Raw genomic sequence first — 24,501 nt, forward strand, 5'->3', positions numbered from 1 at the left:
TCAGTTAGATGGCGTAGATTAATCCTTTGAAGTCCCAAAGTCACTGAGCAACGATTTAAACTCTGAATTTATGCCGTTAAAATTACAAAAGGGTTTTACTAATAAGGTTGCGATATGCGTTATGTACTCCATGGACTAATCGCTAGCCTGCTAGTTGTTGCTAGCTTTTTTGTTTTGTTTTCTGCGTACAATGATATAAAAACACAGGCTGTCGAAAATCTTAATACGCAGCAAAGAATTCTCGCAAAATCTGCAGCTAAAGGGATAGAATCTTACTTTGCAACAAAGAAAGATTTACTGCAATTAATGGGATCTATGCCAGAAGTGATTGATATGAATGAAGAAGGGAAAAGGATTTTAAAGAACTTTTTTCAGCAATATACTAATGAATATCATGCGATAAGTCGAGTAGATGAACGTGGTGAAATTATCTATAGTTATCCAGATGAGGATCAAGTTGGATCTGATATTTCTAGCCAACAACATGTGCAAAAAATTTTATCTTCGCATGAGCCAGTGCTTAGCAGTGTTTTCAAATCAAATCAAGGTTTAGACGTAATAGCACTTCATGTGCCGGTTTTTGAAGCTGAACGATTCGTAGGATCAGTTGCAGTGTTGCTTCCATTTGATCGTATCGCGAAAGACTTTGTTTCAGATATAAAGATTGGAAAATCAGGGTATGCTTTGTTGCTTTCGCAAGAAGGGGTCGAATTGTATTGTCCTTTTCCAGGGCATGTTGGTGAACAAATTTCGAATACAGGCGAAGAGTACCCATCTATTTTGGCAATGGCTTCCAGAATGTTAAAGGGTGAAGAGGGGACTGCTGCATATGACTTTGGTATGGATAAAGATGAAAATTTCAAAAATTTAACAAAATATGCAGTGTTTCTGCCTGTTAAGTTAGACCAGACATTCTGGTCTATCTCTGTTGTTACGCCAGAAAGAGAAGCCTTGGATTATATTGAAGGGCTTAGAACTCATTGGATTATGGCCCTAGTGCTTCTCTTTACAGCGTCTGCATATTGTGGTTTTTTAATCGTAAGAGCATACTTTGTAGTGCGGAAGAAAACATTTGAACTATCCGATGCAGCGAAAGAATTGAGTGAAGCAAATGTGCGATTGCAGGAAGTTGACAAAATTAAGTCAGTATTTATAGAATCAGTTTCGCATGAATTGCGAACGCCAATGACGTCAATCATGGGTTTTATAAAGCTTATTTCTAAGGATTTTTGGAAAAACTTCAAGCCATTTCTTGATCAGAATGAAAAACTTAAAAAAAAGACAGAAAGAATCATGGAGAATCTTCAAATTGTCGAGTTCGAAGGAGAGCGGCTGACACGGTTAATCAATGATGTCCTTGATTCTGCAAAAATCGAGTCTGGAAGGATGAAGTGGGATGATCAAATTTTCCAGATAAACGACGTATTGTGGTTGGCCGTTAGTACGATCAAGGGGCAGTTGCCAATCGGGGTCGATGTTCTTTATTCTAATGATAATTCTTCGCCGTGGGTTAAAGCAGACCCAGATCGCTTGATGCAAGTAATGATGAATCTCCTGAGTAATGCTGTAAAGTTTACGAGTAACGGATATGTCTCGGTAAGTTATGAGAGTAGCTTAAGCAATATTTTGACGGTGACTGTGAAAGATACAGGTGTTGGAATCCCTGATGGAGACTTAGAAAAAGTATTTGATAGATTTCATCAAGTTCAACAAGATAATGATAATGAAAGTAAGCCAAAAGGAACTGGGCTGGGTCTGTCTATTTGTAAGCAAGTAGTAGACCACTATGGTGGGAAAATCTGGGTAGAATCCGAGTTAGGTAAGGGCAGCTTTTTCAAATTCACATTCCCCCAGTATATTCCAGAAGGTTAGCTGGACAGAGCCCTATGGAAATAGGATGTTGGGAGTTATACTGGGAATTACGAGACTTTTGGCCCAGCGGGAACCACCGTCCCCGGCCATTGAAAAACTCCCAGGAACGGGGCCGGTAGAGAGTGGGGGAGGGGTGCCCAAGGGAAACCCAAGTCCAAAGTTATCCCACGGGAAGGGCTTCAGTTGTTTGCTCCAAAGAAAACTGTGACATTGCCGACTTTTGAAAAGTCCAGTTTACTGGAACCTTTGATTTTCAAACCGAGATGGCGGGCCGGATGGCTTCTTGGATCAAAAAAAATGGTGTCCAATGGCAGGATCCTGCCATTTTTCCGTCCTGTTCCGTGCTATTGTCCCGTAAAACGCTCCGTTTCAGTGCAGGAGGGTTGATTAGGGCTGTATGGCATGTCTATCTGTTTAAAATAATGCAATTTATCTAAATACGAAGTTTTCTTCGTTTTTGAATGGATTGAAAATCAACTATTGGGCGAGTCCCGATCTTTCACAAGATTTAAGCATTTCTCTTTGGTGGAGTAATTCTTCGATCTTTATAAGCCTTTCAAAAATCTGGTTCATAATGGTGTCGATTCCTGAGCCCAAGAAAAGAGAGTAAATATATTCGACAAATTTTATATCTAGATAAATTATTTCGTGCAACTTTGTTCTTCCGTGAGTTTTAAATAATTCATCAATTTCTACGAAGGTAAGTGCTAATAATTCAGAATAGTACATAATAAGTAAAACTTTCTTGTCATAGGTTGTTGTAGATATTTCACCGAGAATACTGTTTGATATAAATCTAAGGTCTTTGTATGGCATTTTTTTGTGCTGGTTGTGGGGTGAGCTCAAATATATTTCAGGAAATATGAACTCACCCCAGTTAATCTTAGAAGACGCTTCTGCTGACGATGTGCACTAACGGATTGGACCGTAGCTTGACATAATTGAGGATTATTTCCAATTACCCTCTTCCTAATGCCAGCGGCTTCTTTCCTTCAGGAAGTTCTTTAGTGCCAGAACCACCATCTGATTTCATTTCATCAATAAGACGCTTAAGGACCTGGGCCTGATTCGCCAATTCACCCACAGCTTGAGCAGATTGTCTCATGGCATCGGCAGTTTCCGAAGAAACCCGATTTACAGATTCAATGCTACGATTAATTTCTTCGCTCGTAGAAGATTGCTGTTCAGATGCAGCGGCAATCGACCTAACCTGATCCGTAGTTTTTTCAGCCAAGGTGACAATTTGTCGTAAGGCATCTCCGGAGTTTGTCGCAAGGTTTGTGACCTCTTCAATATTCTTCCCGGTGCGCTCTACGTTTTCAATGTTCTTCTTGGTACCGTCCTGGATGCCCCGGATCGCGTTCCCGACTTCCTTGGTTGCGGTCATGGTTTTTTCCGCCAGTTTCCTGACTTCATCAGCGACAACTGCGAATCCACGTCCGGCGTCACCGGCCCGGGCAGCTTCAATGGCTGCATTAAGTGCCAAGAGGTTGGTCTGGTCAGCAATGTCAGAGATGACATTAAGAATCTGTCCGATTCCCTCGGCTTGCTTACCCAAATTGTCCATATCAATTTTCATTTCTTGGGATTGATTTTGGACTTGACCAATGCCCTTAACAACTTGACTTACCGCCCGTGCACCTTCTTCAGCTTTGTTTTTTGCCTGATCAGCTGTACCAGCCGCGTTCGATGCATTTTTAGCTACTTCAAGCACTGTTGCGTTCATTTCTTCCATCGCTGTCGCGGTTTCTGAAATACTGCGTGCTTGTTCTTCTGATCCTCTGCTTGATTGTTCAATCTGTGCTGATAATTGTTCAGACGCGGAAGTCACGATCTCTACAACACTTTCAAGTTGTTGAGCTGCTTGAAGCATGCCTTCAGCTTTTGCTCTTTCTGCTAATTTCTGCTGAAGTACGACTTCTGTTACGTCGTTAAATAATGTTATCCCGGCTACAACATTATGGTTGTAGTCGTAAATAGGAGAAGCATCAACGTTGACAATTTTTTCTTTGCCAGTCGTTGTCTTCATTTCGACGCGATCCATCTTGATAATGCGCTTTTCTTCTAGGGCTTGTTGGGTAATGGTTTTTTTGTTTTTATCATTGTAGACAAAGAAGCCCATGCTGGTTCCGACAAAATCTTTTGGGGAGCCATTCTTTTCAAAGAAATCTATGACAGGTTGGTTGGCGAGTAGGATGTTGCCAGATGAGTCACCAATCACACACGGAACGGTTATGCCATTTATGACGCCATCGGCGTACTCGATTTTATTTTTCAGCTCTTTGACCATGGTTCTCAGCGCATCAGCTAAAACGCCGATTTCGTCTTTTTGATTAATATCAAGAGTTTGGTTGAAATCACCTTCTGCGACAGCCTTGGCAAACGTGACTCCCTTAATTATTGGCCTGCTAATTATTGACGCTAACCAAAATGCGATAGCCAGCCCAAGAACTATTGCGGTTGCTATTGTTGAAATGATTATTGTGTCAGCTTCCGCGCTTGTAGCTTGAGCTGCTTTTTTCGCATCTTCAAGCTTTTTGTAGCCTGCTTCTTCTGCTGCTTGTGCCTGTTTGATAACATTTAACCCCATAGTTGACATCGATTGTAAAATCAAATTTAAGTTGTCGTCGTTTTTTATCCATGAAGCTGCTGCCTTTTCATAAATCAGCGTAGCTGTTCTGGCATCTTTGATGAGTTGTGTCTCGCTGGGGTCGGTGGTGATCTTTTCCAGTTTGTTGTAGAGCTCCATTAACTCCGGGAGCATCTTTTGCATCGATGCGTAAGATTTTCTGTCTTTATAGTTCACTTCCTCTTTTTCGGCGCGCATGATTTTGAGAGCAAGCTCGTATATGTTTGTGGTGATTATGTAGCGCTGTACGTATTTGTCAAGAGTAGCTGGATCTGCACCATCTTTTTGAGCTTTGGTATAAGCTGATACCTGCATCGACAAAAATTTAGCGGCTGCATCTCCGACGATATTGCCGGTGCGAACCATTTCTTTTACTGCATCACGATTTTCTTTAATCGATTTTACTCCTTCTCTATATTTTTCAGCGTATTTTGCTGTTTCAGACCGAGCAATCTTGGACTTTTCTAAGAGGGTGTCGATGTTGTTTGCACGTGCAATTTCATCCACTTTGTCAAGAAATGAATTAAGCTCTTTGACGTTTTGTTCGGCCCGTAGATGTGCTTCATCCGATTGACTGATAAGATAATTTTTTTCCTCCATGATAGTATTGAGGGCCATGCGCTCGACACCGGTAGCGTATTCTACCGCTTTAGCGTCACGGTCGGTTATACCTATAAGGGCAGAGGATACTTTGCCGATATATGTATAGGCTAAGCCGCCGAATATAACGGTTATGAGTACAAGCGCTAGCGCCCCAGTCATGATTTTCGTTTTGATTTTCAAGTCACTGAAGCGCATATCTGCTCTCCTGTCGTAGTAGTGGTGGATTTCATGTGGCGCTTTGTTGAGTCAACTTCCACGGCTATCCTATTATACAGTTCTATCGGATTGTCACGATTTTCAGAAAAAATATAATACTTGCCTGGAAGTGAGGTGGCGTTTAAATTCCCAGAAGTAACAGCTATCCTCATAGTCTCAGGTGGAAAATTTTATCGCCAACTGTTTGGATAAGCTCATTATCTTGTTTGGTCTGATTTAAACTTTTCCCGAAATGAGGTGGGCGGTTTGGGGGTTTTTTCACGAGTGCAGGTTCCTGCATGAGGGTGGCATGCTGATATTCTTGCGTAACATATTGAAATAATTGATAATTATTTATTTGTTTCCCCGGGCTGTTTTTTTCCGTCATCCCCACGATAATTTCCCCTTGACCCCCCCGTCCATAAACCGTATTTACCCACCTCGCCAACACGGTGCCAACAAGCGCCAACGGGTTGGTCCCCGAAAAAATCTGGGAAACGGAAAATTCGGGGTTGACTTGGGGAAGAGTTCTGAGTATATAAACCCTTCCCTGATTTTGAATCTAGGAGCGTAGCTCAGGGGGAGAGCACTTGCTTGACACGCCAATAGCGTGATTTAACCCCCTAAAATCTTTAAAGAAGCCCCTGTGAAAAAGTGATCTCGTTGGCGAGCCGCCAACGGGATTTTTTGTTTTTATTAGGTCTACTATCGACCTCGTTGGCGCATCTGTGGCTGATCTGTGGCGGTCCAGCCAACTCGGGTTCCATTTCCTTCCTGTTTCTCCTGATCCGTGCCGATTCTCCAGGTCCATCTCCTGATCCAGCTGGTCAAAAAGTGCAGGTTCCTGCGTTTTTTATCGTCGTCTATGATGCGGGATGGCAGAGTCCTGCAAACTCACTCACACTAATTGCTTGCGCATTTTCCAGAAAATAGTAGCCTCACATTGAAACTGTGTGGTAAGTAAGTCCAATGGAAAAGCCATTGGTGTATGCCAAAGTAGGCATAACATTTGATAAGCTAGTCTCTGATGCTTTCGATGCAATATTAAATCGCGGAAACTATTCGCTAGCTTTTGATCTCAATGCAAGATTGACAGATACACAGTCCGGTGCAGCAGCTCTTTCGGTTTTGCTGGATTTTGTAGATATTTTCATTGAATAGGTCAATCCTTCTGTCGGTTTCGGGCTCATGCTTTGCAATTTTAGCTGGTTTTGTTTGTTATTACAATGGTTGGAATATTCTTGGAGTGTCATAATATGGGAGATCGTTTTTATAAGATTTTGCTTGTTGATGATTCTGAGGCGAACCGAGCTCTTGTTGAAATGTATCTCGAAGATCATCCTTATTCTGTTGCTTGCACTTCAAACGGGTATGGCGCGTTAAAGTGTTTTGAAAGTGATCTTTACGATTGCATCTTGATGGATGTCGAAATGCCTGGAATGAATGGTTTTGAAGTTGTTGAAAAAATGAGGGCCATTGAGTCTCAAAATGGTGCTGGTGAAACGCCTGTAATTTTTTTGACAGCACATGATCGGTGTCAGTACATAGACAAAATAGGTAAAGTATCTAGTTCGATATTGCTTACTAAGCCTATTCGGCGTATTGATCTGTTAAAGAATGTGCATGAAATGATTGTAAATCACTAATGGGAAGTGCTGAGGAGTACAGTTCGCCCCGACTCAGTTTGGTCAAAAACGCGGTTTCCTTCGTTTTTGAGGTAGTCCCGGGGGCGGGATGGCAGAATTCTGCCATTACCAGCGCCGAAAGAACGGCATAACATCCATTTAAAAAAGTCCAGTTTACTGGAAGTCTGGATTGTCAGTCTTGTAGTGATTTTTGTGAAAAGATTACAAGAACACCTCTACGGCTGAAATTCCTTGGTGTTCTCCTTTAACGGAAACACCAAGTAAGTTTCCCAATCTGTAGCCGATGGGGTACAAGTGCGACACAAGAGATATTTCAAGAATTTGGTGATCAAAGTCAGCACGGGCATAGGCCGTATCTGTCCTAGGCATCGACGGTACTTTTGTCACGGAGACGACTGTCATATGTTCTTCTCAAATTTCTTAGCGACTCTTCACTGCTCAAAACTATGACAACTTCTAGGCTATGGCGTGAAGTATCAAATATGTTCCATGGCTCGTTTTGTTCGTATTGCTTTAATGTCATCCAGAAGCGCTTGCAAATCTGCGGACTATAACAATCTTTCTTGATCTGGTCTTTAGTCATTGTTCCCTTTTTCTGCCGAATAATCGCACTTTTAGGTGTTGTAGGTTCTTCATTTAGTTTTTGGCGCAAAACACCATATTGCGGCCATTGGCTTTTGCTGTGTAGAGAGCGTCGTCTGAAATTTTTGTTAAATCGTTGATTGTCGTATTTGTATTTGGATCGAACTGTGCAATACCGATGCTAACTGTGATGTTTAGGAGGTCGTTTTCATACTCAAATTTTGTCGATTCCACCAGTTTCCTAAAACGTTCAGAAGCGAGTATCGCTTCCTCTTTGTCTGTTTCTGGCATAATCACTGCAAACTCTTCACCACCGATGCGCCCGATAATGTCCGATGAACGAAAACAATTGAGAGCTAGTTTGCTGAGTTCTCGCAAAACTAGATCGCCTGCTTCGTGACCCCAGGTGTCGTTTACTTGTTTGAAGTGATCTATGTCGAATAATGCTATTGACAAGTTCGCTTTATGTCGTTTGGCCATTTCGAAAAGAATGCTACTGTGTTCCAAGAAGTGCTGTCTATTGTTTAGGCCAGTCAAGCTGTCGGTGGTTGCCATTTCTTTAAGTCTTTCTTCCATTATCTTTCTTTCTGTTATGTCGCGTGCTGCGGAAAATATACCGGTTGAGATTCCGGTTTCGTCCTTGAAAACAGAAAAATTGAAAATAGCATGAGTGTTTTTCCCGTTTATATTCGTAAACTCTAGTTCGTGATTTTTGATTGAAGAATATAAAAGAGTGTCCTGAAGCCCTTGGTCAGCTTTTTGGTCATCAGTAAATAACGAGCTAAATTTTCTCCCGATTAGTTCCGTGCGGCTTAGTCCAGTTATTGTTTCTGTGGATTTGTTGGCGTCTGTTATGACTCCTTCTCGGTCAATTGCCATGATAGGGTCTGTGTTGATTTCAAAAAGACTTCTGTTGTAATTGTTCGCCTGTTTTAAAAGTTCTCTAGCTGCTACCTTTTCTTCTACTTCACGTTTCAAATTTCTATTTTTCCAGAAAATGATGCCAAAGATCAAGAGTGCAAGCCCTGTTAGCTTCAGCGCCCATTGTAGAACGTGATATGGATTTGTAAGGCTGGAGTACTCGAGTCGGAGCCATTTTTGTCTTATTAAATTTTCTTCCTCTGGTGTAATTGAGTCTAGTCCTTTTTGGAGGATTCTTTTAAGTATTGGCATACTGTTAGGAGTTGCCATGGCTAATTTGTTATCACCCCAAGGTGTTGGCGCTGCTACTTTAAGATTTGATAACCCTCGTTTGTTTATTAAGTATGATGCAACTGCAAGATCAACGATACAAGCTTGGGCTTTTCCTAAAGAAACGGCTTCTAGCATAGACTCGGTGTCTTGTTCGAATTGGTAGTCTAAGGTTACTTCTGGGAACTCATTTTTTACTTTGCTATATGTTGATAGCGTTTTTACTTCGGCAACTTTCAGGCCGTTTAAATCTTTTACAGAACCTATAAAAGGACCGTCACTCCGGCTAATTATGACTAAAGGGTAGGACAGATACGGACTGGTGTATGATAAAAAATCTGCCCGCTCTGGTGTCCAGGAAATGCAAGGGAATACATCAATCTTGCCCTCTCGTCCTAGTTCTAGAGCCCTGTCAAATGTAATGTTGAAAACTGGTTCGAAAGTAACTCCAAGTCGTCTTTCTAAGAGGCGTATTGTGTCAGCAGCTATTCCTTTGAATTCAAAGCCTCTGTAGCTGTTCTCGACAAATTGAAAAGGAGGGAAAGCAATTCCTACTCCCATCGAAAGCTTGGGATGCTCAATTAGAAATTTTTTCTCCTCTTGTGTCAGGTTTAGAGTCTGTCTTTCAGTTCCATGTGCTATTTTTCTGAACGTGGTTGCAGAAAAAGTAGTCGCAATTAGCAGCGTTAAAATGAAAAAGTGAACTTTTTTGACCATAATTAAAGGCCATGACGCCATTGTGTTTTGTTAAAGTGTTGAGTCTTTAGACTTTTTAAGGTCCTTCGGCGTGTCCATCCACAACAGGAGCGGGTAGGACTCGCAGGACTCTGCGAATTTCAACCCCGAAAAATCGCTAACTTCTGGATTTTCAAAAGTTCAGTAAACTGGAATCCTGGTGCATCGGTCTCAAGGTTTTTTTCGCGGCAACCACACAGGGACAGTTTGTCTGCTGTAATTCTTAAACTTCTCTCCGATAACGGCAACGATAACACCAAGTAAACTTCCCAAGCGGCGGCCTATTGGATATGCTCAGCGCTACTGGCTCAACTGGGCGGCAACGACTTTGGGACCAGCCCAGGACTAATCCTGTCACAGCATACCACTCACTAAAAAAGATGTAATATCTGGGTAGAGCGGGTAACTTTCAAGTCATGAGCTTACATCTTTTCTGATTCTTCTGGTACATCCCATTTCCAGTTGGTCAAAAACGAAATTCCTTTCGTTTTTGGGGTTGCTGATTGGAATGAACTATTTACCTTGGTTGCATTTCGGTATGTTTACCCAGAACACGGTTCCGTCAGGTTCCTCTGAAGTGAAGCCTACTTTTCCACTAAGATAATTCTCTGTGAGTAGTTTTATGGAGTAGGTGCCAAGTCCACGGTCTAGTCCTTTTGTTGAAAAGGATCTTTTGAAAATCTGGACTTTGACATGGTCGGGTATGACTCTTCTACTAGCTACCCAAAATTTTGCAAAATCACCGTCATCGTCTAGTCCTAATGTTATACTACCATTTTCAGACGTGGCTTCTAATGCATTGATGACCATATTTATGATAACGCGCATGAGTAAAGTGTAGTCTGATAAGACCTGGACGTTGACGCTGTTGGGGGAAACAACTATTCTCTTCCCATATGCTTTAGGATGTGTGCGGTACTCGTTTGCTACAAGGTTGATTAGCTCGATGCCTTGTAAAGTGATCATGGAGAGACTGTATTCTTTGTTTTCAAGCGCCAGTAGTTGTTTTTGTTTCTTAATTTCTTCTACAAGGCCAAACAGTGACGCTTGGACAAGGCTCATTAACTCTTTGCTTTCTTCTGGAACTTCGTCGAACAAGGTGTCAAGTAGGGCTTTTGCTCCTCCGGCTGCATTAAGAATATCGTGAAAAAAGATTCGTTCCAGTATTTTTCTACGTTTTTCGTCTTCTATATCTACGATTGAGACAACATAATACTTTGCGTTTTCAACATCCCAAGGAGAAACAAATACTCTCAGGTCTTTTGCCGAGCTTTCATTGTTGTAGCTTACCAGAAGTTGGCAGTCGTGTTGAACTTTAGAATTGTTAATCATGCTTTCTAATACTGCTCGGAGAGCACCACATTCACGGCAAAATGTAGAAGTGCCACATCCTGCTTCTTCCACGTGGGCGTAGCTACAACCCATGGCTTCACCGGGGCGAAGCCCAAGGAAATTGCCTAGGTCGTTGATGCCAAGGATGTCTAAAAAAGCTTTATTGCTGAAAACTATTTGCCGGTGACTGTTTAAAACAATCAGCGGAAGAGGAAAGAAGTCAAAGTAGCTAGAGCATATGTGCCCAGAAAGCTGTTTTCTCTCTTCCTGCACTTCAGTAATGCTTAAACGTTCAGGTGGGGCGCATTTTGTATGTAACTGATCGCTGCTCAAGTTCATATCCTTCCGGTTGATTTAGTTGAAAATTAGAAAAGTAGTGCGTGTATTATCGGTATCTTACATCACTTTGGCCTAAATCTAGTCCGTTCGGTGGTCAAAAACGAAATTTCTTTTGTTTTTAAGGCTGCCTATCGGGTTTAATCGCAAAACTTTGCCATTCTGCACTTCTCTTTGTGTAAAACTCTGCATTTACGGTGTATTTTTAGCTTGTTCCCGGGATTAGCGGCGCATGGTAGGTCTGCGCTCGCAGGATCCTGCGATTTTCAGCGCCGAGAAAACGGCAAATTCCTGGATTTTCAAAAGTCCAGTAAACTGGAATCCTGGGGCATCGGTCTCACGGTGAGTTTCATGGCAACTTCACTGGACTCTTGTCCTGAGTAATTCTTGAACTTTTTCTCCGCCAGCAGCAACACCAAGTAAACTTCCCAAGCTGCGGCTGATGGGATACACTCACCACAACTGGCCCAACGGGCGGCACTGGGACCACCTGGGACTGATCATGGCCCAGCATACCACGCCGCTAAAAAAAGGTGAACCACCGGGGCAGGGCGGTCCACCTTCTGACTAAAAATTAAACAAAGCGGTTACACAAGACCGTTTTCAAACAAATCCAACTTTACAAGGGTATCTAATCCCAGTTTTTCGACAACCCATGCTTCCCCTAAGTTCCATTCTCGTTCAGAAGTTCGTTTTCTTTGTTCTTTGATCAGGTCGATGTTTTCTTTGAATTCTGTTGGGGTGAAAAGTCCACGATATTTTGAGTAAATCTCTTTGTTGCATTGTTCGCATAAGAAACGACAAGGGTGTTTATGCTTCTTAAAGCTGGGATGCGATTTATCCCACAGACATTTACGTGACATAGTGTTTATTCTCCAATTTGTTCTTTGACAAATGAAAGACGAGGAGTCTGTGCTAGAGATTCCTCGTCTTTCTATATCGAATTCAATTTATAAACTTACTTTGTGTTTTCTTTGGCATTTTTGAGTACTTCTTCGAAGGCTGCATCAATGTCGCTGCCGGCTTCTTTAATTCCAGTGAGAATAGTTTCTATTTCGTTTACAGTAAAGTATGGTTTTAACGGCAGGTAGTATTTCTTAAAGCATTCTTTGCAAAGAAATCTAAATTCTTCGTTTTCGCTGACATAATATTCTTTTCCGTCCATGAGGCATTTCATGTGGGTTTTCTTTATTTTGTTAGTTATTAAATCAAATTCAGCTTTAAAATCACAGCCTTCGTCAATCATCTCTTTAAGCTGGTGTTGGATTCTAATGGCTTTAATGTTTTTGACGAAATCGTAAAATGGATAGATGCTTTGATAATGTTTCATGTAGATGTTGTAGTAGCAGCTTTTACAAAGCGTTTTGTATTGTTCATTTCCACTAACTTCGTACTTGTGGGAATTGTCCCACACACATTTCATAGTTGGCATAAATGCTCCGTCTGGTTAGGTATTGTTCAAATAATAGAAAGACGGAGAATCTTTTACAAGACCCTTCGTCTTCCTAGACTATGCCACTTCTAATGCTGGTAATAGATTGACTGCTCTTTCCTTTTCTCCTTCCATGTAGTGGTAATAGGTGTCTGCCGTCATCTTCACTGTTGAATGACCCATCATCTTGGAAACGGCAGCTAAGTCAGCACCTTTGCGAAGTAAGGTGGTCGCAAACAGGTGCCGAAGATCGTACATACGAGTCTGGTAGGTGATACCAGCCCGTTTGCATGCGTTTTTGAATGCTTTCCGAATCGTGGTCAGGTTCCGGCCCATGTACTCGATTACATACCCGGTCTGGGACTCTGCCTGCTCCTTCTCCAAACGTTTCAGGAACTCCGGGTTGATCGGAACTGTCCGGTAACTCTTGGTTTTACTAGCATAAATACGAACAGTGCTAGCCTTGAAGTCAATGTCTTCCCACTTGAGTGAAAGAAGTTCTGATTCACCAGGACGAGTACCCAGGTTGAAACAAACTTCCATCGCCCACTTCAAATGTGGCTCGGCGTTGACCATGATCTTCTTCGCATCGTCCAGGGTGAGCTTCATATCCCATGGTTGGACCTTGGGTTTCTTCCAAATCTTCAAGGGATTAACGGAGGTAAACCCGTTGTCTATCCCGAAGTTGAAGATGAAACTCAAGTAATCACAGTACTTATTCACCGTGTACTGGGACCGGACCTTTCCCGTTCTGCTGCTGACTCCTTGAAAGTGCAGGATGAACGGGATCATATTCTCTTGGTAGGACAGGGAATCCACGGGCTTGTCGCCGAGTACCGGGATGAACACGTGGTTGACCAAGTGCTCGATGTTCCGGATGTGCTTCTCTGTCCGGCCTGATGCCTTCATATGGGCCAGATACTTCGATCCAAGCTCAGACAGGACCATCCCGCCAGGAACTCGACCAGTGACCTGGTTAAAGTCCTGGATCGGAGCGGTAGCTGGGTTCTCCACTTGTACGGCCGCCGGCACTGGTACCAGGACCGATGCCGTCACCTTTTCGGGATCAGGAACCGGTAACCCCTGGTCGAGTGCGTCACGAACAGCGTGATCAAACTTTTCAGCTTTTGCTTGACCAAGTTCACCACGACCAAAAGATTTATCATGTCTTTTGCCGTTGGAATGCCAATAGACCATCCACCGGCTATCTCGTTGATAGACGCCCATAAAAACCTCTTCTGTTCTAGGTTGAAGTAACAATTTAAATTATGGACCGAGGGGGAATTAAGGCGCTCGACAAATAAAGGGGATTTTACTCCCCTTGGTAAGAGTTTAGATGGATTTCATCAAAACTTCTTCAACTTCTTCCTCCTTCACTCCGATATATCTTCTTGTGATACTCGGGCTGCTGTGGTTTAGTCTTTTTGCTATGACCTCCCATGAAGTGCCGTAGGTTTTCCGCTGGTGATAGCACCAAGTTTTTCTTAACGTGTGCGCCCCATAGTTGCCAGGAAGGTGGATTGCATCGCACCATTGCTGCACGTACATTGTCACAGCGTATGTCGTAATTGCGTAGTTACTCCCTTTCCGGCTCTTAAACAGGAAATGGTCATCCTTTGCATCAATTGTCTTCAAGTAGTCGTCAAGAGCATCCTTAATGTCCTTGTTGACCATGAAAACGTTTTCTTTTTGCGTCTTCTTTTCACGCAAAACTACCCGGTCGCCTATCTTAGCATGTTTTATGTCACCAACCTTCAAGCCCAATATATCTTGAACTCGAAGACCAGTGTTGATGCCGAGAATGAAGAGTAATCTGTTGCGTGGTTGATCTGCCAAGAGCTTCTTAATGCTCTTGATGTCCTTCGCATTAGTTATGGGTTCGACCTTCATAAATTCCTCCAATCTGGTTTTTGCTTTTGGGAAGACCAGAAACGAATATTGAAAACTGCTGGTCCAAGGGCTTGGCCCTGGGGCTTGCCGTTAACGCCTTGTGATTCTTTGGAATCTTCAACTTTCTAGGTCGAATGTACGTTAATAGGTAAAACCGTTCTTCGACGATGTGCAGTAGGTTTCAATTTTGAATACTTATATCTGTAGTTTTGTGGCAATAATCGCAAATTCAAAGCGAAGGATCGTGCGTTGACGATCTGACAAATTTTGGGTGTAACTCGGAAGATAAAGTCGAAGTATCTGAAATCTAAAAGAAGTATGAAAATCTTATCCAAGTTAAAAATAAGAAATGCCACACAGACGAATCTGCATGACATTTCAGTTGGAGGTTATGGGAGAATCTTGGTCAAGATGATCTTTCCATCGATGACTTCGATTGTGAACTCGTCGCCTTCGTTGACTTCAAGATCACCGAGATCGTGGGCTTTCAGATTGACCTTCAGGAAACCGAATTGGTTTACCTTCGGTCTCTTCGAGTCCTTGAGATAAAGTCCCTTGACCTCATACAGTACCCTGTCGGTACTGATGAGCTTCAAGATGTACTGTTTAAGCGTTTGGCGGTGCTTTATCTGCATCCGCTCCATTATCGTAGCAGCATCCAGACCTTCTTTGATAAGTACGCGAAGAGTCTTCGGATCGTACTTCGATTCGGTTTTCTTCTTCGACGCCTTTTCTTGGATTTCCGTAGTGGTGCCATTCTTCGCTCCCATAACGCCTCCTTTGCATAGAAATGTTACTTTCCTTGGTATATCTCTATGAATTGCTGAAAAACGCGGTAAAATGCGCATTTCTTGGGTCAAAATGCATCAGATTTTTCGTGTTTCTGAGGTGAAAATCGTAATTTGGCCCTAGGAGGCTGTTCCTGGGGTTTTTGCTGTCTGGGCAAGATCAACTATAGGACAGGCCCGAAAAACCCAGGAGAAGGGATTTTACGGGGGGGTGTTCCCGGGGCCAGGGCAATTTTCTCTACCCAAGCGATGTGAATTGACGCCGGGTGGTCCAGGAGATGCGTAAATTTTTCTGTTAGAAAAAAGAAAAAGGCCTTCACGAATGAAAGCCTTTATAAAGAACTTACTTTGCAGTTTACAGAGTCACGATCCATCCGAATTTATTCAGATGGACACATGGCTCTAAGAGTCGAAAGGAACCGTCACCAGTCCTAGCACTCTGTTGCAACCGTACAAGCGGTTTTCCCGCATACAGCTACGTCAATTGGTATTCGATGTCTAGTAAATGTCTAATATTTTTAAGTAGCTTTCGACGAACCTGTGCTACAACGAAACAGGGGCTTCGAGTTAATACCCAAAGCAATGGTTTTTGTTGTTTTTGTTAAAGACATTTCAAATTTTCAGCATCGAATACCAATCGATAGTTTCTTACAAACTTCAGTCGCCCTTGGGGGAATTAGCTTCCATCTCCATGGAATCTTCCCAGAAGGGCTTCCTTTGGTCAATTTTAATCCTTTTGAATCCATCCCGTGTCTAACCGCATCTAAGTATCAAAAGCATGGTTAACTTGATTTACCATGATTCCGAAATAATCTTTTAAGACTAACGAACTTCAGTTTGCCATGAACTTCGTTCGATACATAGGCCACCGTGACTTCTGCATTTTGTGCATACGGGCTAGCTTCCGTCTCAACCTCTCCCCTGTCTGAATTACTTCATTAAACAGGTTGGTCATCCTTGGTGAATTGATTCGAGGAGAAGCGATCAATTAGTTTAATCCAAGTAATATTTAATTTTTTTTGACTTGCTGTCATTCAAGTATGACTAGCTCCTAGCTAAACGTGCTAGGATAGGATTTAAAATCTACAAAGCGCCCATAGCGTTATGTAAATTGCAAAGTTTTGTCTCTATAGCTTATTTGCCAGGTATTAATATCTCTAGGAGTTTAATCAATACAACTTGCTGGAACAGGGTAGAGGATGTCCCTGGTGATGACAGTCGTCCTGAGAGTAGTTGAGGGCTGGCAAGCGCTGTGCTAAAAATGCCCTGGAATCGTTATGAACTACTCCTGTGATGAGATTTACCTACTGATCCAGCGGGCCGATCAGCTTGACGCTGGTGGGCGGCTCACGATTTTTGAATTTCTGGCCCAAACGCTATCCCTTATACCCCTACGCGATGGATTTCCAACCCCGGCCGAGATCAAAGCATATGGTCTCACGAAGGCAGCCAAGAAGTACAAGGGCCCGGTTGAGAATGGGTGGCAGCGGTGGTGCCGAGAGAAGCGTCCCTTTGACCAAGCGAATTTCAGCACTGACCGAGCCGGGATCGCCTGTGGGCCAGCCAGCGGTGTCCTGGTTCTGGATGTCGATAATCACCATCTATTTGAAGCATGGATACAAGAGAATCATCCAGATGAACCGCTGCCCGTGACATTGAAGGTGAAAACTGGCGGTCACGGTGAACGATTTCATTTATATTTCCAGTATCCATTAGGAGATGAGCAGTACTTTTGCCGTTCAGTAAAAGGGACCTTCGATATACGAGGTATTGGCGGACAAGTCCTTTGCCCGGGTTCTTTGCATCCAGAGACGCGAAAACCTTATGTTGTCGTTGAAAATGTTTCGATAGCTCCAGCGCCGATGTGGCTATTGGAAATGAGTAAAAAGTCCCATGGCGGCAAGAAAAATCACTACGAACAAAATCCTCCCGAAAGTACAAGCAAAAAGCATATTTTAGAGATTGCTCCCGTAGATACTTTTTTGTCTAATTTGAATCTATCAGATGATACGAAACAGAAAATCCTCACAAGATTTCCTCAAGGACAAAGGTCGGAGCCATCCTGGTCCGTTCTTTTGGGGTTGCTAAATACCAACGTTGATGAAAAGACTATCCGTCTTATTTATCAAAGCTATCCTATCGGAGAAAAGTCCAGGGAAAAACCTGACTGGTTTGAACGGGAAATTGAAGCAGCTAAGAAAACTATAGCTCAGAATCCAATAGGGGTTCATATGCAACTTGGTTTTCAATCTGGAGCGAATGGCTCTTCTTCTGATTCAGAATATGGTTTCATGACTGGCCTGGATGTTTTGAGCTCTCCTCAAAATTTTGAATTTATCATTGATAACTTTTGGCCAAAGAATGAGCCATTATTGATCACTGGTCCTGGTGGGTCGGGGAAGTCAGTGATGACTTTGCAAATTGCCATGGACCTTGTCTTTCCCCCGCAGAAAGGGTTTCTTGATAGATTTCAAGTTATGTCCAGTGATCATAGGGTGCTGTTTGTTCAGTCGGAGAATTCACTAGTTGGACTGAAACGGCGAATGGAAATTATTGCTAAGAGTCATTCCATCCCATCAGATATTGTCAGGGATAAACTCCTTTTCTTTGGAAAGAAAGGGGACGTTCGGTCCTCTGGAGATATTAACGATGCTAAGCTTAAGTATCCAATTGAACGAATTTATGGAGAAACTGGTTTTGACATTTTGATTCTTGATCCGCTAATAAGTTTTCATGATCAAGATGAGAATTCGAACGACGCGATGCGACGTTTCTTAGATAGTTTTTTTGAATTTTGTGACAAACTCAAGGTTACACCTCTGATGATCCATCACCATGGGAAGTTTCGTGCGGAAAAAGGAGTTGGTGGTGGTCGCGGTGCTAGCGCCATCGGTGATTGGTCTGCGAATACCTGGGAATTGGAATTTGTTGAAGAAAGAAAAGATAAGGACGGCAATCTTAAACATGTAGCACATTATCTTTTTACACAAAAAAAGGCGAGGAGCTACGAATCAAACTCAAAGATGATGTTGCAAATGAAGGATCTGAGGTTTTATCCAATTGCGTCATCTCCTGCTGTTGGAAAAACTGCGAGAATGGATGGGAAGATGGCAATCGTTGTCGACGCGTTGCAGACTCTTGGTGGCACAGCTTCAACCCAGAAGCAATTGAAGGATGCTGTCATTGAAATATATAAGAAAAAGAAGCCAAATGACATTCCTTCTGAAGGCACTGCTGGAAATGACATCAAACGCGCCGTTAAAGAAGGTGTCATCAAAGAAGTTACTGGTCCATCAGGCTCTAAGACCTACACATTTTGACGAAGTAGATTGATTTTCCAGTCAAAAACTTGGGGGTAGGCAAGCAGTCAATTGACGTCAAAATCAAAATTGTCTGCTGAAAATCTAAAGATTTTGTGGGGTTAAAGCTGTTTTGGGGCAGTCAAAGTCAAAATGCGTTTGTCTGCTGTAACCCGTTAAAATCTTTTAGAAATCAAAGTCAAAAAGGGTATATATATTAGAGGGGGGTTGCTTACGCACCCCCTCCTGTCTCACAATAGTTTAGCAGTGTTGCAGAAGCAGAAGCTTTTCCAGCTAAAGGAACAAAAGAGACATTTAGCAACTTATGAAACAAAAATTGCTACTTTTCTCAAGTTTTTCAAAGAATTGTTTCGAAGACAAGGAATTTGCAAAGTCCAAAGAAATTGGCAAGAGTTTTTGTTAAAGCTTTTCTTTTGACTGCTTCTAATTAAGAACCGACTTGCTCAGCTAGAGCTCTTTGCTAATCCTATATCGAATCCATATAGCATGCAAATGAGTATTTTTAGTTGGCTTCCAACCCGCTTGAATCCCTTCTTGGTTACAAAATCTGTAACCGATGTATTTGCTGATGCTGAAGACTGTGTTTCATTGAGCTTTTTCTGCTGATGGAAGTGTTATAGATATTATTTGCACACTGTTTTTGATTTTAAATACGAGGGATGAGGGGTATCCCGGCTTCTTCTTTTTAATCTCTTTTTCTCAACCTCAGCTGATGGCGCAGGGTGGCCGAGTGGATGGGCGCTGACTCGTGGGCGATCCTGGGCTAGCGCAAGTATGGGAGCTACTGATCCAGGTGGTGCTGACGGAATGCCACTGGTTGGCTTTGAAACGGACGCAGATACAAGGGTCCTGGCCGTTACTGACAATGCCAAGGGGTAGAAAGAGGGACACCCGTGACTACCTGCTTAAATCGCTCCGTTATCCTGAGGCATTTTCTCGATCTAATTGTTGCTGGCTGCCGAACCTGAAGACGGTTCTCTCTGATCTCTTTTTTGACCTCTTCTTCAAAACTGGCAGGAGATGGTAAAAACGTTGTATCAATATGATATCACTAAAAATAAATGTGAAAATTGTCTAGGGCGTCAATTTGGACACCGCAAATGGCATAATCCTGCCATTCGAGACCAATGAAAATGGCAGATTTGCTGGATTAGCACCAAAAGTTGCAATATCTTGCTGAATATCCTAGTTATTATAACAAAAGGGCGGACGTTAGAAACGCCCACCCTTTTACCCTCCTGGGATGGAGGGATACTGCCGTTACGCTCACTCTGGCAGAACAAATCCGAGCAAACGTTGTTGCTCTTCGATCTTTTTCTCAAGCTGGCAGTAATATAACATGTTCGCCACTGCGCGGTTCAAGTCCGCTTCTTCACCCATCATGTCTGCCAAGGTGAAGTTCAGGTTCGATCCAAGGTATTCCTCGAAATCCTTGAGGTAATCGTAATCACGGTAGTAGATGCATCCTGTCGGTGTTTTGGCGTCCTGATACTTCGGGAAGTGAATCTTGTCCGTTTTGTCGAAACGCATATCATTTTTTGGATTCCAAAACAGCAGCACCCCAATGCTCGGGTACTTCGCCCAAGAACTCGAATCACAAGACCAGATGGGAAGTTTGGCCATGAGCCGGTATTCACTGCTGCCGAAGAAATGAATCCTGGCTCCGGCATTGTGCAGCTTCATGACAACGGGCTTCACGTTCTTGAGCGTCGTCCGTCCTGCGCACTGGCCGATAGCGACCGTTTTATGCACCGGGAGCCCGCGAGCGATGATCTTGTCGGCGTCATCGTTGTAGATGTTGTGAATGACGGGGACAACGGGGGTACCTGCTTGTTCCAGGTCAATCTGGTACTCCAAATTCTTGTAGTAGGAATCCAGGCCAAAATGCAGGTCGAAGTTGAAGATCAAATCCCAAGCCCCGGGGTTGTACTGGGCAAAGGTTTTAAACTTCGGATACAACTCCTCGGGCGTCTGCCTAGCTCCAGGCTTTTGCAAGCTGAAAACACCGCTATCCAGGATCAGGCTCTGAAATAAGGAGCGGTTCTTGCCCATAAAGTGAGGCAGATCATTGGCCAGCAAGGCATAAGACAACAAGATATTCGGCATCAGGTTGGGATAGCGCTTGGCAAATTCCCGCAGATGTCGAATCGTCATGGAAGATTGGTAAATGCGCATAATATTTCTCCAATGGGCACTCCCCCATGTTGATTGAAGGAATGCCCATTGTTAAAGGTAGTTAGGCAGTGCAACGTGCAATCAGGTTATTAACAGCGGTGCTCAAGGCTTCCAGATGGGTCAGGTCAAGCTTTTTCAAGTCAGCTTGATCTTCCAACAGATGATCAATGAAGCTCTTCAGCTTCACCGTTTCTGCGTTAATATACTTGATAGGCTTTTGGGGGGAGTTCGTGTCACTGGCATCGTTAGGACGCGTCCCGTTGTTGGCAATGACCTCCTCCATATATCCCTGGGGAGAAAGGCCATGTTCCTTACGATCAAGCATGACAGCGATATCAACGGCAGTTACTGAGCCCGCAACCTTATTAAAGTCTGTAGATACGCGGACATCAACGTCGAGATCTTTTTGTAAGAGCTTTTGGCGCGTGATGACCCCCTTGATCATGGGCGTCAAGTGGCCCTTTTCGATCTGTGCATAGTTGATTGTTATGCCACTGCGCGCAAACAGATCGCCGATGGGATCTTCCTTGGACAACATATGCTTGATCGGTTTGATCGCCTGGATGACCAGTTCCGCAGCGTCAACACCAATGTCGGCATGCTTCAGAATGCCAGAGGTGTTTGCGAGATTCATGCACTTCTCTCGCGTGCGCCGTGACATTTCAGGAAATTCACGAGAAATGTAGTCGCCCCAGTTCTCGTTTCCTTCGGCCATCACAAGTTTTTTGAGGTGTACGAGAAGGCATCCAATAACGTACCCGATGTTTACCATCTTAGCACGAGCTGAGCCAAATACACCTTCCGCAGCCATGTTCTGTTCTTTCAACTGCAGAAGTGTTTGCTCTTTGTTGAGTTTTTCTATTTGACCAGTCATGGTGCTCGTTACCCGCTGTAACGTCTCAACTGGAATAGGTTTTCCTGCTTCAATATGAACATCCTGTTCAGGCTTACCACCCATGGCCCCGGTGGCCCCTTGGAAGTGCATCACCAAGTGGCGCATTGTTTCGTCGTTTTCGTCTAGATGCGGGGGGTTGATCGTGGCGTCTTCTGTGGTAGTGATGGGAAGGCCAGGAAGGCCAGGGCCGCCCGTTTTCCCGATGCTACCGATCCCGCCGGTTGCACCGGCAGCCAACTTTGATTTTTGATCATTATCAGCTGACATGTCTTACTCCTTGATATTCCCAGTTAAGGGAGATGGTGTCGCTTTGAAACTACTTCCCGGTGAAGTTGTTCGCCGCGCCGTTCTGCTTCTTATAGTATCAAGGAGCGTGCCAGAAGATGGTGTCAGCTAACGGCATGAAATAACACAAATATTGTTTTGTTGGTTTTCGAAGCGTTGACTTTTCCCGTCTTATTAAACGGAAGCCAGTCGTATTTGACGGTTTTATTGGTCTCGAGTAAACGCTAAATTCGTAGGTGAGAGAGGCTTCTTGGCGCGGCGGGTGGGCGGCATCGAATCCCTGAGGCAGAATTTTTTTGCCAAACTGAAAGGATTTATGGTATGCTGGCCTAGTCTGTCGGCCTTAAAAAAAGATTTTTCTCCAGTTGGGTATGTGGAGTAATTATGGTTGAGCGTGAGTGGTTAGTTCTTCCCGGAATGACTCAGGTTTTTCTCCGTTATTTATCAATGGTGAAAGAATATTTGTCTGGAAAGTCAGCGATTCACAATAAACCACTGATGATAATTGGTGATTCTGGTGTTGGTAAAGGACTCTTTATCGACTGTGCTCGGCAGATTTTTGAAGGTGCTGATTCAAGTTCCTCTTCTCAGCTACAAAAACAAGCAAAACCCTTCTTGAGAATAAATTGTGCTTCATTTACAAAAGAATTAGCCGACTCAGAGATATTCGGACATGAAAAAGGTGCTTTTACCAGTGCAACTGGGAAGAAGATAGGAATAGTTGAAGAGGCAAATGGTGGGTTGTTGGTTCTAGATGAAATTGGCGAGCTTCCAGAAGTTGTACAGGCAAAGATCCTTATTTTTATCGAAGAAGGCGAATTTAGGCGAGTTGGCTCTAACGAAATACGACGTTCAAATGTATTTATTATAGGTACTACGAACCAGAGTCAAGATAAGTTCAGACCTGACTTTTGGTATAGATTTTTCCCGGTGTTTATTCCGGCACTGTATGAGCGTAGGCTTGATGTTCTCTACTATATTGCCCTCAAGTATCCACAAATATTCAATAGATTGACGCCTCAGCACGCTTTGAGTTTGTTGGCACATAATTGGCCCGGGAATATTCGTGAGCTCGAAAGAGTTGTATCGATAATAATGTCCGAAGATTTGATACGTGAATCACAGCTCACATCGGATACTGATGTTGAAAATAAATCTATGCCCTTGGTCTTTCCCGTGGACACAAGGCAAACCTCTTTGGCTGAAATGTATCTTAGTCGCTTTTGTAGTGACTTGTTAGCTGCTAATTTCAATATCAAGTCATTCAATTCAATAGTGTCAAGCTATGGGTTGCAAATTCCGTACTCCTTTGCTTCCGCAGATGAGTTTGAAGAGATTAAGAAACTTTATGTACAATTAAGCGATCAGCATTACTATATTTGTGACAATTCGACAAGTGCAGAGGGTGGAAATAATAAAAAGGAAAAGTGTTGCGATATATTTTATACAAAACAAAACAGTTTCTTTGATTTTTTCCCCTCGCTGGCTGACGAAAAGGTTTTCGCAGACTTTTGCAAACCATCTGAAAGTTCTCGCGGCACTGGTGCTTTGTTGGTTACTATACAGCAAATGCAAAACACCATGAACAGCGAATCTAGCTTTTATTTGAAAACAAAAATTGATCGTGAGAATTGTACGCAGCGTGTAGGCGATTTAAAAAATACTTATCTTGTTTCTAGGGATAGTAGAATTGAAAATATCGGCGTATGTTTTTTGTGTATCTGTGATATTTTTTTAAAAAATAGTATGTCTTCTTCGAATGTTTTTGATAAGGCTGATGTTCATCTGGCTGGGCGAAGTCCTTTCGGCAAAGTTCGAAATTCTATAATGGTAGCATTCGAAAAAGCAGGCTTGATTTCAGAGTCGCTTGAATACGCCTTTGGCAAAAAGTTGGTTTTTGATAAAGAGTATCGCGTTGAAGTGGACTGGGGTGAGTATGTTAAATCTGTGCTTATAAATAATGACATTTGTTCTGGTGAGGTAGAAATAAATTCTGTGGCCCAAAGCTTAAATGAGTGTGAGTCAATTTTATATAAAGTTACTGAGGAAGAATTGTTGGTTTCTTATTATAAATATTTACGTTCTAAATACTCAAAAGTTGTTCAGGTTTGTAAGCATGCAGGTCTTAACAACTCGACATGTCGCAATCAGCTAAGGAAGTATGGACTGTTGCCAAATCAAATGAAGGAAGATGGCTAATGGGATGAAATGATAAAAATATAGAGCTAAAGAACACTTTTTCTTAACTGCTAAATTCCAAGATTGTTGTTTCAACTCGTAGGATCCTGTGAATTTCCAGGGTCACATTTAAGCTGGATTCAGCGATTTCCCACTTTTTCCCCTGTTTTGACCATGCAGTGCTCTATAACGCGGGCTGAGACTTTTTGGTTTCCCACCAGCTGGCAATTTCTAGCTCTTCCGTATCGATCTTTCACCACTTTGGTTCGAAACGACACGCAGCTATTTCATCGAGAAATCGTATGAAATTCGTGCGGTTTAAATCGAATAATGTTCTATAAATTGCCGATTTTTAATAGATATTTTTCCCGTAGCCGGTAATGCCCCGTTCTGGTAAATCTACACCATGGAATGGAT

At 42.9% G+C, this 24,501-nt stretch carries 16 protein-coding genes; 5 read left to right on the top strand and 11 right to left on the bottom strand.

The features are described 5' to 3' along the window. Nucleotides 1–114: 114 nt before the first annotated feature. Nucleotides 115–1,872 carry a sensor histidine kinase gene (locus DMR_RS22975; protein WP_012750526.1) on the top strand — a complete coding sequence of 586 codons (1,758 nt, stop codon included), beginning with the start codon at nt 115–117 and terminating at the stop codon, nt 1,870–1,872. A 958-nt stretch (nt 1,873–2,830) separates the two neighbouring features. Here DMR_RS22975 and DMR_RS22985 read toward each other — a convergent pair. Beyond that, nucleotides 2,831–5,299, bottom strand: a complete 2,469-nt coding sequence (locus DMR_RS22985) for a methyl-accepting chemotaxis protein (RefSeq protein WP_012750529.1) — start codon at nt 5,297–5,299, stop codon at nt 2,831–2,833. 169 nt (nt 5,300–5,468) lie between these two features. Next, on the bottom strand, nt 5,469–5,693 hold the full coding sequence (locus DMR_RS24265) for a hypothetical protein (RefSeq protein WP_148208356.1): 225 nt from the start codon (nt 5,691–5,693) through the stop codon (nt 5,469–5,471). A 575-nt stretch (nt 5,694–6,268) separates the two neighbouring features. Here DMR_RS24265 and DMR_RS22990 point away from each other — a divergent pair. Together DMR_RS22990 and DMR_RS22995 are read left to right on the top strand one after the other, a co-directional pair. Further along, on the top strand, nt 6,269–6,460 hold the full coding sequence (locus DMR_RS22990) for a hypothetical protein (protein WP_012750532.1): 192 nt from the start codon (nt 6,269–6,271) through the stop codon (nt 6,458–6,460). Nucleotides 6,461–6,555: 95 nt separating this feature from the next. Continuing rightward, complete coding sequence (locus DMR_RS22995) at nt 6,556–6,945, top strand: response regulator (RefSeq protein WP_012750533.1); 390 nt, start codon at nt 6,556–6,558, stop codon at nt 6,943–6,945. 636 nt (nt 6,946–7,581) lie between these two features. Here the strand turns inward: DMR_RS22995 and DMR_RS23005 are convergent. The 7 genes from DMR_RS23005 to DMR_RS04590 form a co-directional block, all read right to left on the bottom strand. Continuing rightward, nucleotides 7,582–9,435, bottom strand: a complete 1,854-nt coding sequence (locus DMR_RS23005; RefSeq protein WP_148208357.1) for a diguanylate cyclase — start codon at nt 9,433–9,435, stop codon at nt 7,582–7,584. A 531-nt stretch (nt 9,436–9,966) separates the two neighbouring features. Beyond that, a complete protein-coding gene (locus tag DMR_RS23010; RefSeq protein ID WP_012750538.1) occupies nt 9,967–11,124 on the bottom strand; it encodes a PAS domain-containing sensor histidine kinase in 1,158 nt (385 codons plus the stop codon). A 584-nt stretch (nt 11,125–11,708) separates the two neighbouring features. After that, nucleotides 11,709–11,984 carry a hypothetical protein gene (locus tag DMR_RS23015; RefSeq protein ID WP_012750540.1) on the bottom strand — a complete coding sequence of 92 codons (276 nt, stop codon included), beginning with the start codon at nt 11,982–11,984 and terminating at the stop codon, nt 11,709–11,711. A 95-nt stretch (nt 11,985–12,079) separates the two neighbouring features. Then, a complete protein-coding gene (locus DMR_RS04575; RefSeq protein ID WP_012750541.1) occupies nt 12,080–12,553 on the bottom strand; it encodes a hypothetical protein in 474 nt (157 codons plus the stop codon). Nucleotides 12,554–12,631: 78 nt separating this feature from the next. After that, nucleotides 12,632–13,780, bottom strand: coding sequence for a tyrosine-type recombinase/integrase (locus tag DMR_RS04580; RefSeq protein ID WP_012750542.1), 1,149 nt, complete (start codon nt 13,778–13,780; stop codon nt 12,632–12,634). A 105-nt stretch (nt 13,781–13,885) separates the two neighbouring features. Further along, nucleotides 13,886–14,443 (bottom strand): tyrosine-type recombinase/integrase, encoded by a 558-nt coding sequence (locus DMR_RS04585; RefSeq protein WP_012750543.1) that lies wholly within the window; start codon nt 14,441–14,443, stop codon nt 13,886–13,888. Nucleotides 14,444–14,832: 389 nt separating this feature from the next. Next, on the bottom strand, nt 14,833–15,213 hold the full coding sequence (locus DMR_RS04590) for a hypothetical protein (protein WP_012750544.1): 381 nt from the start codon (nt 15,211–15,213) through the stop codon (nt 14,833–14,835). Between the two features lie 1,295 nt (nt 15,214–16,508). Between DMR_RS04590 and DMR_RS23025 the strand changes: the two genes are divergently transcribed. Further along, a complete protein-coding gene (locus tag DMR_RS23025; protein ID WP_012750547.1) occupies nt 16,509–18,551 on the top strand; it encodes an AAA family ATPase in 2,043 nt (680 codons plus the stop codon). A 1,266-nt stretch (nt 18,552–19,817) separates the two neighbouring features. Here DMR_RS23025 and DMR_RS04600 read toward each other — a convergent pair. Further along, nucleotides 19,818–20,726, bottom strand: a complete 909-nt coding sequence (locus tag DMR_RS04600) for a hypothetical protein (RefSeq protein ID WP_012750550.1) — start codon at nt 20,724–20,726, stop codon at nt 19,818–19,820. A 61-nt stretch (nt 20,727–20,787) separates the two neighbouring features. Continuing rightward, a complete protein-coding gene (locus DMR_RS04605; protein ID WP_012750551.1) occupies nt 20,788–21,888 on the bottom strand; it encodes a hypothetical protein in 1,101 nt (366 codons plus the stop codon). Between the two features lie 402 nt (nt 21,889–22,290). Between DMR_RS04605 and DMR_RS23035 the strand changes: the two genes are divergently transcribed. Further along, nucleotides 22,291–24,105 carry a sigma-54-dependent transcriptional regulator gene (locus tag DMR_RS23035; RefSeq protein ID WP_012750552.1) on the top strand — a complete coding sequence of 605 codons (1,815 nt, stop codon included), beginning with the start codon at nt 22,291–22,293 and terminating at the stop codon, nt 24,103–24,105. Nucleotides 24,106–24,501 lie beyond the last annotated feature (396 nt).

Source organism: Solidesulfovibrio magneticus RS-1 (assembly GCF_000010665.1).
Lineage (GTDB): Bacteria > Desulfobacterota > Desulfovibrionia > Desulfovibrionales > Desulfovibrionaceae > Solidesulfovibrio > Solidesulfovibrio magneticus.